Genomic DNA, 8626 nt, shown 5'->3' on the forward strand with positions numbered 1-8626 from the left:
CGATCCGGCTGCGACGCAGGCCGCCAACATTTCCATTTCTCTTGCTGATATTGGCTTCAGCGGCCCCTGCAAGGTCCGCGACCTTTGGACCCACAAGGATCTTGGCGGCGTCACGGTCTCGATTTCCGCGACGGTCAACTCCCACGGAGCGGTTCTATACCGCGTTCAACCTGAGAACTAGACATCGGGAGACTCTACTGAAATAACTGAGGAGTTCCGGGTATCCCTTGCTCCGGCTGCCCGCGGTCGGGGATAATGCGGCCATGCAAATCGAGCCGCCGAGGGCTGATCCGCCGAAACGCAAACGCCGCTGGTTGCCGTTTACAGCAGATCCCTTGCTGCTGACCCTGCTCGCCGTCGAGGTAATTATTCTCTTGTCGGCGATATTTCGCTGGTTCGGCCGTTATGAGGACAAGGCCTGGACGGCGTGGATTGCCGTCGTCTGCGTCGCAATCGCGATAATCGTTGCTCTACTCCGCCCGATTCTTCGCGTCCGCCGTTGGTATCAATTCAGTCTGCGCTCGTTGCTGATCTTCACGCTCATTTGTTCGGTCGCATCCGCCTGGGTGACGCGCAGAATGGAACAGAAACGGCTGGAGCGGGAAGCAGTGTCGGCGATTCTCAAAGACGGCGGTGACGTGCTCCACGATTACCAAATTGAATCGTATGGATTCAACCGCTCGGCAAAACCGACGGGACCGAATTGGCTGCGAAAGTTGCTCGGCGAGAACTTCTTCAGTGAGGTGGAATCGGTGACCGTACGCGTGAGGGGCATCCCGAAGAGTGCCAGCAAAATGATGAGTCTTGATGAATTGGCACATGTCCATCGTCTGATTTTGGAAGGCACGAACGTCACCAATGCTGCGCTGATACACGTTGAAGGATTGACACAGCTTCAAACGCTGTACATGGACGGAACTGGAATCACCGACGCTGGGCTGGAACATCTAAAAGGGTTGACACGGCTCCAAAACCTGGGCCTGGGATTCGCCAACGTATCCGACGTGGGGCTGGTGAATCTCAAGAGCTTACACCAGCTTCGATACTTGCAACTAAATGGAACCCACGTCAGCGCCGAAGGATTGACCGACCTTCAAAAGGCGCTGCCGGCATGTTTCATCCGGGTTGAGCGCTCGGCGCCACGTCAATAACGTTGCCCAATTCGCAGAGATGCGAGTTCTCATCCGAGTCGAACTGGCCAGCGAAGACTGGAGGGCAGAGGGAGGCCAGGGTCGCGGCTCCCGTGGCTTGATTATCTGTTGCTCCGGCTGCCCGCGTCCGGCCGCGGCAACCGTGGGACGTTGAGAATCCCGCCCGACGATGCGATGGCCGCCGTGCCGAGCAAATTGACCCACGCCCGGCACGTGGTTACGATTGCAACTGCCGTGTTGTTGTTCGGCCTCTAGTAAACGCCGAGGGAGCAATTGAACCGATCCGCTGCCTCCAGATCATTCGGATTTTGCACCCTCGCAATTCTCGCGATAACGATGGTCGGCTCGGCGCAGGCAGGGCCAATCAGTATCGCGATGGTCACGGTCGGCGATTCGGGCAACGCGGCCGATGCTAACCTCGGTTTTGGGGCCTGGGGAGCGGTAAAATATGTCTATCAAATCGGCAAGTATGATGTGACGGCCGGCCAATACGCTGCATTTCTGAACGCCGTTGCCCCGGCTGACACATACGGCCTTTACACTTCCTACATGGCTAACGGCTTCCCAGCCGCCGGGATCATCCAGAGCGGGAATTCCGGAAGTTATTCCTATTCGGTCGTCGCGGGCCACGAAAACTTTCCGATCAACTTCATCACGTGGGGCGACGCCGCGCGGTTTTCCAATTGGTTGCAAAACGGGCAGCCGAATGGGGCGGAGGGACCGGGCACGACTGAGACCGGTGCCTACACGCTGAATGGAGCGACTTCAGTGGCCGCTCTGATGGCCGTCACACGCAATTCGGGCGCGATGTGGTTCATTCCCACCGAAGACGAATGGTACAAGGCGGCATACTATAAGGGAGGCGGCGTGAATGCGGGCTACTGGACTTATCCGACGCAGAGCGATACCGCGCCGATCAACACGCTTCCCGACACGGGCAACCACGCGAACATCTACGATTCCTCTGGCACTGGGAACGGCGGCTACACCGATCCAAACAACTTTCTGACCACTGTTGGGGCCTTTAACCTGTCGCCGGGACCATATAACACATTCGACCAAGGGGGCGACATTTTTCAATGGAATGAAACGGCAGCGTCGCCTGGGACACGCGGCCTGCGTGGCGGGTCGTTCGACACCAACTCAAGCTACTTGAGTTCCTTCCAAGGCTATTTCTTCGCCCCGACGGGCGAGAACTTCCGCCTCACCGGTTTCCGCGTGGCAAGTATTGCGAGTGTCCCTGAGTCAAGCAGCGTCATTCTTCTTGTCATCGGGATCGTCGCGCTGACCGTGGCGAGACGCCGACGGCCCCGCCGCTAAGCCTAGCGAGCCACGGCGGCCGGGATTGCGGCTGCCGCGTCCAACGGCTCAATCGACCGGCGGCCGCCGTGCCCGACCGTGCACTTGGCCGCCGGGCGACCCGTTAGGGGGCCTTTGGAATCGAGCCGTCCATTTGTGGTTGCGAGTAGCGATTGATCCGGCTTTTATTTGCGATTCTCGGCGCGCTCCGCTAAGATCATCCGTTAGGGGATTATCACGGGCCTTGGAGGACGCTGATGAATGAAAACATTCAGTTTCGGCTTTTCAGCTCGCTCGTCATCATTATCTTTCTCTCCACGACATCACGAGCCGTAACAATTTCAACCGTGCCTGTCGGCGGTCCGGGCAACGCGCCGGACTCTGCCACTGGCTATGGCGCGGTGCCGTATGCCTACCGCATCGGCACCTTCGACGTGACTTACTCGCAGTACGCCGAGTTCTTGAACGAAAAGGCTGCCACCGCTGATCCTTATGGCCTTTGGAACTCTAGCTTGGATGCGGGCAGTTCCGTGTCTCATGTTAACGACGGAGGAATAGTTCGCTCCGTTGCTGCCGGGACAATGACCTACTCGTATAGCGCGAGGTCCGGCTATGCGTTTAAGCCAGTGATCTACGTCTCTTGGTACGACGCGGTGCGGTTCGTCAACTGGCTCACCAATGGCCAAGGCAATGGCGACACCGAGAGCGGAACTTACACAATCACAAACGGCGGAAGCAATTCGGGAATTGTGACGATTCCTGATGTCTCACTGCGCGCGAATTGGGCGGCGGGAAGAGCACTGCACTGGCTTCTGCCCAGCGAAGACGAATGGTATAAAGCCGCCTATTTTAACGGCACGGCGGGCACGTATTACGTATACCCGTTCCAAAGCAACAGGCCGCCGATCCCGCTCGCCCCACCGGGAAACGCCAACTCCGGCAACTTCAGCAATGTTAGCGCCGGTCCGCCGCCCGCCTTTAATTACGATGGCCAGGGAAGCTATCTGACGAGTGTTGGTGCGTATTCGGATTCTCAAAGCCCATTCGGCTCGTTCGACATGGGCGGCGACGTGTTCCAGTGGGACGAGGCATTGATTGGGTCGAACCGCGGGCAACGTGGCGGCTATTGGAATTACCCAACCGGCTTCGCGCGATCGACTTTGCGGTTCAGCGACGCCCCCACTATTGAGAGCTACGGCGTCGGCTTCCGTGTGGCAAGCGTGGGAATCGTGCCGGAGCCGGCGACGATTGTCATGGCGGTCATCGGGTTCGTCGGGTCGTTCATCTTCAGGAATCGCGGGCTGGCCATCCCTCATCGGCATCTCAGCCAGGACGCGAGGCGTTAGCCCGCCCCCCGCATTGACGACGGTCGCTGCACAACTCAATAGATGGCATGAAGCCGCCCGTCGCACGACGCGGCGTCCTAGCGAACGACGGGGCATCCTAGCCGATCAAGGCCATCATCGCGCGGCGGATCGGTTTCGGGAGCGACGGCCATGCGGCCAGGATCGCGCTGCCGCATCCAATCGGCTCAAGCGACTCGGCGGGCCGCCGCGCCCGCGGGGAGCGCCGTGGGACTTGCAAGAGCGGTCGGGTATGATGGGGGGATGCCTGAAGAACCAAACGTCGAAATACTTAAAAACGGCACGATGCGTGTTTCGTGCGACAGCGGCAGATTTGCTTCAATCAGGCGAGCGATCTGCGATGAGATTGGCCAGTCCGAGAGTGTTGACGAAGTTACGGAAATATGCGTGACGGATACAAGCCGCTGGAAACGTTCGGAAGTCCACGGGAGATATGAAAGAGTGGCATTGGTTGGGTGCGCAGTTGCATCCTTTTTGCTCATATTCGTGTTCATCGCAGGCATCACCAAAGTCATCGAGATGTTCCGATGATTTCAAACTGGGCCAGTACCCGAATTCCCGCCAATTGGGCGCAAACCAGTTTTTAGAATCGACGGGTTCGCCAGAAATCGAGCCGACGTTGACGGCTGCCGCCGGGCGATGGGTAGATGGCATCGGGCGTCGCATCGCACGACGCGCGAAGCTACGCGATTGAGCGGCCTAGCCGATCAGCGCCATCATCGCACGACGGATCGGTTCGGGGAGCATCGGCCACGCCGCGATGATCTTGGAAAGTTCAAAATCGAACTGTAAATGAACTGTATCGGCCCCTCGGATCGCTGTTTCCTTCGAGGGTTTCAGGGGGTCGAGGTCAGATTGCAAATCCGCCACCGTGGGTCCGACTCACGGCGGGCACGTTTGTGGCCACTTTCGGTGACAGTCGATCTGCTCCCGGACGATCTGGACGCGCCGGACGATGTTTTTGCAGAACTGTCCATGGGGGCGAGTGCCCCTCTCTCCAGCGCCGATTGAGCTTCGTGGTAGCAATACCGCTCTCTCGGAGCCATCTCCTGGTCTCCGATTGTCGCTCCCCGGCCATGTAGCGGGCCTGTAAAAGATCGTCCAACGCCCGAAAGCCGTTCTCCCCCAGTCTCTTCAAACCCAAACACGAGTTCATCATGCTCCTCAAACTCAACGTCGGTCTCTCGAAGAAGCTCGGCCTGCCGGACTACTCCAGCATCGCCGCGAGCTGCCATCTCGAACTTGAACTCGATCAGGCCCTCGTCATCCGGGATCTCGCCGGCTTTCACGAGCGGGTTCGCCGCACATTCACGGCTTGCCGTCAGGCTGTCGAAGATGAGCTGGCCCAGCATCAGACTGCCGGCGGCGAAACCGCTCCGACCAATCAATCTGGCAACTCCGCCAGCCGCTCTAACGGCAACGGCACTCACCGCAAAAGCAATTGCTATCGTGCCTCCCAAAAGCAGATCGACTATGCCCATCGGCTTGCTGGCGAGATCAAGGGGATGGGGCCTGGCCGGCTCGAAACGCTGGCCACCAAGATATACCGCAAGCAGCTCGCCGATCTATCGAGCTTCGACGCCAGCGGCTTGATCGACCTGCTCAAGAGCATCAAGGCCGGCATGATCAAGCTGGGGGATGCTTTGAGTGGAGCGGCTGAACGCGCATAGACATATTGTCTCGCGATTCGCTACCAGTGCGGGACAGAATTACCGACATGGATTCTGGTGGCCGTCTGATATGATGAGCGAATAGACAAGAAGCCTCCGGCCAACCCGTTTTGTTTCCGAATGGTTGCCAAAACCTTTGACGAGAGCGAATGGTTAGACTGTGGTGATCCAGCCCCGATGCTGGAATATCTGCTCAATAACGACATCCTCACCGACCGGAAACAGCGACTCCTCGATTGTGCATGCGTGCGCCGGATTTGGCATCTTATCCACGACATACGTGGGCGGCGCGCCGTCGAAATAGCTGAGCGGTACGTGGACGGGTTTGCTCGCGTCGACGAAATACGTGAGGCCCAGGCAGTTGCGCTTGCCGTTGCAAACGCCCAGTCTGGAATTGGTCCGCACGGCCGGGCGAATACATATCGCGTTTTGAAGGCCGCAGCGGAAGTCGCATGGGAGTTCAGAAGTGGTGCAGACCCTCTGCGTCATGCGGCCGAAGCATGCGCATGGAAAGGATCAACTGGCTATCGAGCGCCTCAACGACGACGCGGCCGAACGGTTCTGGCTGCCGAACGAAAAACCCAGGCGGCCTTGCTGCGCGACATTTTCGGCAGCCCATTCCACCCCGTGACCTCCGCACGATCATGGCGAACGCTCGAAGTTGTTCGCCTCGCCCAGACAATCTACGACGACCGGGCGTTTGCCCGAATGCCCGAATTGGGCGGCGCTCTGGAACGAGCCGATTGCCGGGATCGACCGATGCTGGCTCACTGCCGCCAACCAGGCCAGCATGTCCGGGGTTGCTGGGTCGTCGACTTGGTCCTTGGCTTGAACTGACAGTGTGAATGTTAATGGCACACCTCGGATCCGGTTTCCATTCGCACACGGAGCCGAGCAACACACTGGACATCTGATTCTGGAAATGTTATTGACTCCAAAGCAAAGGTCCGGCGCTATTTTCAGCCCGTGTGGAACGTGGCGCTATAAGCTGTGGCGCCGCTGGTCCCCGGCCGATCCGATGGTCGCCTTCGTCGGCCTGAATCCCTCGACTGCCGACCAGATCAACGACGATCCGACGGTCCGCCGCTGCATCGGCTTCGCTCGCCGCTGGGGATTCGGCGGCGTGTACATGCTGAACGTATTCGCATTCCGCTCGACGAATCCGCGAGCGCTAAAGGCAGCAGCCGACCCAGTCGGACCGGGGAACGACGCCACTCTGCTCAAGACTTGCCGGCGCGGCGACATGGTTGTAGCGTGCTGGGGAGTTTGGGGCGGGCTGTTTGACCGCAGCCAGGCGGTCATTGAATTGCTTAGCGACGTGCCGATCCATTGCCTGGGAATGACCCGAGGCAGGCAACCGAAACATCCGCTCTACTTGCGATCAACGACGGCAGCGGTCCGATACCCGCGCGTGGCGCCGTGAGCCGGGGCGGCGCTGTTGCGGCTTTGCACGTGATCCCGATGAAATCTGTCTTGTTTCTCTGCACCGGCAACTATTACCGCAGCCGCTGCGCCGAAATCCTTTTTAACCATGCGGCGACGGTTCAAGGTTTGCCATGGCGAGCCGACTCACGTGGACTGAGGCTTCATCCCGAGAATTCGGGACCGATTTCCCGCCACGTTGTGAAATTCCTCGAAGAGCAGGGAATTCACTTGGCCGAACCGATCCGGTTTCCGCGAAAGGTCTCGGAGTCAGATCTTGAGGCCGCCGACCTGGTCGTTGCCGTCAAGGAAACCGAACATCGTCCGCTGCTGCAAATCGAGTTCGCTGGCTGGTGCGAAACCGTGGAGTATTGGGCCATTCACGATCTGGAGGTGTGGTCACCGAGCGAAGCCCTGCCCGCGCTTGCCAGTCGGGTCGCTGAATTGCTGCGGAGTCTGATGGTGTGATTGCAATGGAGCAGTTGGCCGAGAGCTACGATCGCCAAGTATCTGTTGCTCCGGCTGCCCGCGGTCGGGGATAATGCGGCGATGAGCAAGCCGTCGACGCGACAAAGCCGTTGGTTTCAGTTCAGCTTACGCTTGCTGCGTCTGATGGTGACAGCATTTGTAGACAGCTCGGAGCGCGAAAACGCCCGCAGACTTGATTTCGCTGGCCGGCCGACCCCTACCAGATCTTCTCGCCCCACGCGCCGAGTTCGTGGAACGACAAGCTGCGTCCCCGACGCATCGCCAAGTATCCTTCCTCGCGAATCCCATCGTGCCAGGTTCGTAGCGCTTCGGCCGCCGTGCGGAGGTCCTCGATTTGCACCGGCAGGCACTCTTCCTCGGTTTGCGGCAGCCGGTGGCCATAGACGGCGCAGCCGTAGTGAGTGATGAGCACAATCCGCTCTAGCTCGTGCACATGGACGAGAAAGTCGAGTTGCTCGCGAGCAGCGGCGGCGAACGCTCCGTCGCCCTCGCGGGCAGCCAGCCAGGCTGGACCGCCGGGGACCGCCCAGCGGTCATGCCGTGGAATCGCCAAGCGCTTGTGGCAAAACTCGTCAAACGCTTCGCCCCAGCGGCCATCGCTGCAATAGAGGGCCAACGCGCCAATTCGTTCCGCGTGCCAGGGTTCGGTGCTGGTGAAAACGCCGATCGGCAGGTCTGGACCCAGTTCAAGTAGAGTTGAGCTGCGTACGGAATCCGAGTCGATTGATGGCGGCGACATGAACACCTCCTCGTCATAGGCGGGCTGGCCTAAGTTGCCGAATGCCATTCTAACCGACTCTTTCAACGCGTTGCATGAGGTTGTCAGTTTGCTCCCATTTGATCCGGCGGATCCGCCGGGGCGGCCGGCACCAGCGTGGCCGCTCGAAATGCCTTGGCCATGGAACTTTCCGCCGTTGGGAGCGTCATAGAGGAAACGAATTGCTGCCGGTTGATTGCACCCGCCCGCCACTTTCGGGGCGTGTGCGCCAGTTCGTTCGTCGCTTCCGCACGTCGTCCTTGATCCGGAGTTCCTCTCATGTCTTGCCTTCGCCGGCTATTGCCGTTGGCCATTCTCGCAGCTTGGATTGCCCCCGCCTCGTGGGCTTCGGCACGGATCATCTTGATGACGCTTCCCGTCCGCGAGCGGGTCGAGATTCAGCTCGACAATCCGAACGCGACCCTGGTCGAGGAGGAGCGGATCGTGCCCCTGGTGAAAGGCGAGAACAAAGTC

At 59.4% G+C, this 8626-nt stretch carries 12 protein-coding genes; 10 read left to right on the forward strand and 2 right to left on the reverse strand.

Annotation, left to right across the window (positions count from 1 at the left end; genetic code table 11):
• The 5 genes from VGY55_07695 to VGY55_07715 form a co-directional block, all read left to right on the forward strand.
• Nucleotides 1-181: hypothetical protein (locus tag VGY55_07695; GenBank protein ID HEV2969856.1), on the forward strand; the 181-nt coding region annotated here is incomplete at its 5' end.
• A gap of 82 nt (nucleotides 182-263) precedes the next feature.
• Nucleotides 264-1151 carry a hypothetical protein gene (locus tag VGY55_07700; GenBank protein ID HEV2969857.1) on the forward strand — a complete coding sequence of 296 codons (888 nt, stop codon included), beginning with the start codon at nucleotides 264-266 and terminating at the stop codon, nucleotides 1149-1151.
• Between the two features lie 336 nt (nucleotides 1152-1487).
• Nucleotides 1488-2471 (forward strand): SUMF1/EgtB/PvdO family nonheme iron enzyme, encoded by a 984-nt coding sequence (locus tag VGY55_07705; GenBank protein HEV2969858.1) that lies wholly within the window; start codon nucleotides 1488-1490, stop codon nucleotides 2469-2471.
• A gap of 236 nt (nucleotides 2472-2707) precedes the next feature.
• Nucleotides 2708-3796 (forward strand): SUMF1/EgtB/PvdO family nonheme iron enzyme, encoded by a 1089-nt coding sequence (locus tag VGY55_07710; protein HEV2969859.1) that lies wholly within the window; start codon nucleotides 2708-2710, stop codon nucleotides 3794-3796.
• A gap of 261 nt (nucleotides 3797-4057) precedes the next feature.
• Nucleotides 4058-4345, forward strand: coding sequence for a hypothetical protein (locus VGY55_07715; GenBank protein HEV2969860.1), 288 nt, complete (start codon nucleotides 4058-4060; stop codon nucleotides 4343-4345).
• Between the two features lie 168 nt (nucleotides 4346-4513).
• On the opposite strand, the gene VGY55_07720 is transcribed toward VGY55_07715, so the two are convergent.
• Nucleotides 4514-4675 (reverse strand): hypothetical protein, encoded by a 162-nt coding sequence (locus tag VGY55_07720; GenBank protein HEV2969861.1) that lies wholly within the window; start codon nucleotides 4673-4675, stop codon nucleotides 4514-4516.
• Between the two features lie 296 nt (nucleotides 4676-4971).
• Here VGY55_07720 and VGY55_07725 point away from each other — a divergent pair, with 296 nt between their 5' ends.
• The 4 genes from VGY55_07725 to VGY55_07740 all read left to right on the forward strand — a co-directional run bounded on the left by VGY55_07725 (nucleotide 4972) and on the right by VGY55_07740 (nucleotide 7374).
• Nucleotides 4972-5484 carry a hypothetical protein gene (locus tag VGY55_07725; protein HEV2969862.1) on the forward strand — a complete coding sequence of 171 codons (513 nt, stop codon included), beginning with the start codon at nucleotides 4972-4974 and terminating at the stop codon, nucleotides 5482-5484.
• A gap of 120 nt (nucleotides 5485-5604) precedes the next feature.
• Nucleotides 5605-6321, forward strand: coding sequence for a hypothetical protein (locus VGY55_07730; protein HEV2969863.1), 717 nt, complete (start codon nucleotides 5605-5607; stop codon nucleotides 6319-6321).
• Between the two features lie 85 nt (nucleotides 6322-6406).
• Complete coding sequence (locus VGY55_07735) at nucleotides 6407-6907, forward strand: DUF1643 domain-containing protein (protein ID HEV2969864.1); 501 nt, start codon at nucleotides 6407-6409, stop codon at nucleotides 6905-6907.
• Nucleotides 6908-6945: 38 nt separating this feature from the next.
• Entirely contained in the window at nucleotides 6946-7374 is a 429-nt protein-coding gene (locus tag VGY55_07740; GenBank protein ID HEV2969865.1) for a low molecular weight phosphatase family protein, read from the forward strand.
• Nucleotides 7375-7591: 217 nt separating this feature from the next.
• On the opposite strand, the gene VGY55_07745 is transcribed toward VGY55_07740, so the two are convergent.
• Complete coding sequence (locus VGY55_07745) at nucleotides 7592-8134, reverse strand: carbonic anhydrase (protein HEV2969866.1); 543 nt, start codon at nucleotides 8132-8134, stop codon at nucleotides 7592-7594.
• Nucleotides 8135-8431: 297 nt separating this feature from the next.
• Between VGY55_07745 and VGY55_07750 the strand changes: the two genes are divergently transcribed.
• Nucleotides 8432-8626, forward strand: a 195-nt coding sequence (locus VGY55_07750) for a hypothetical protein (protein ID HEV2969867.1), incomplete at its 3' end; no start/stop codon positions are given.

The sequence above is a fragment of the Pirellulales bacterium genome, assembly GCA_035939775.1.
Lineage (GTDB): Bacteria > Planctomycetota > Planctomycetia > Pirellulales > DATAWG01 > DASZFO01.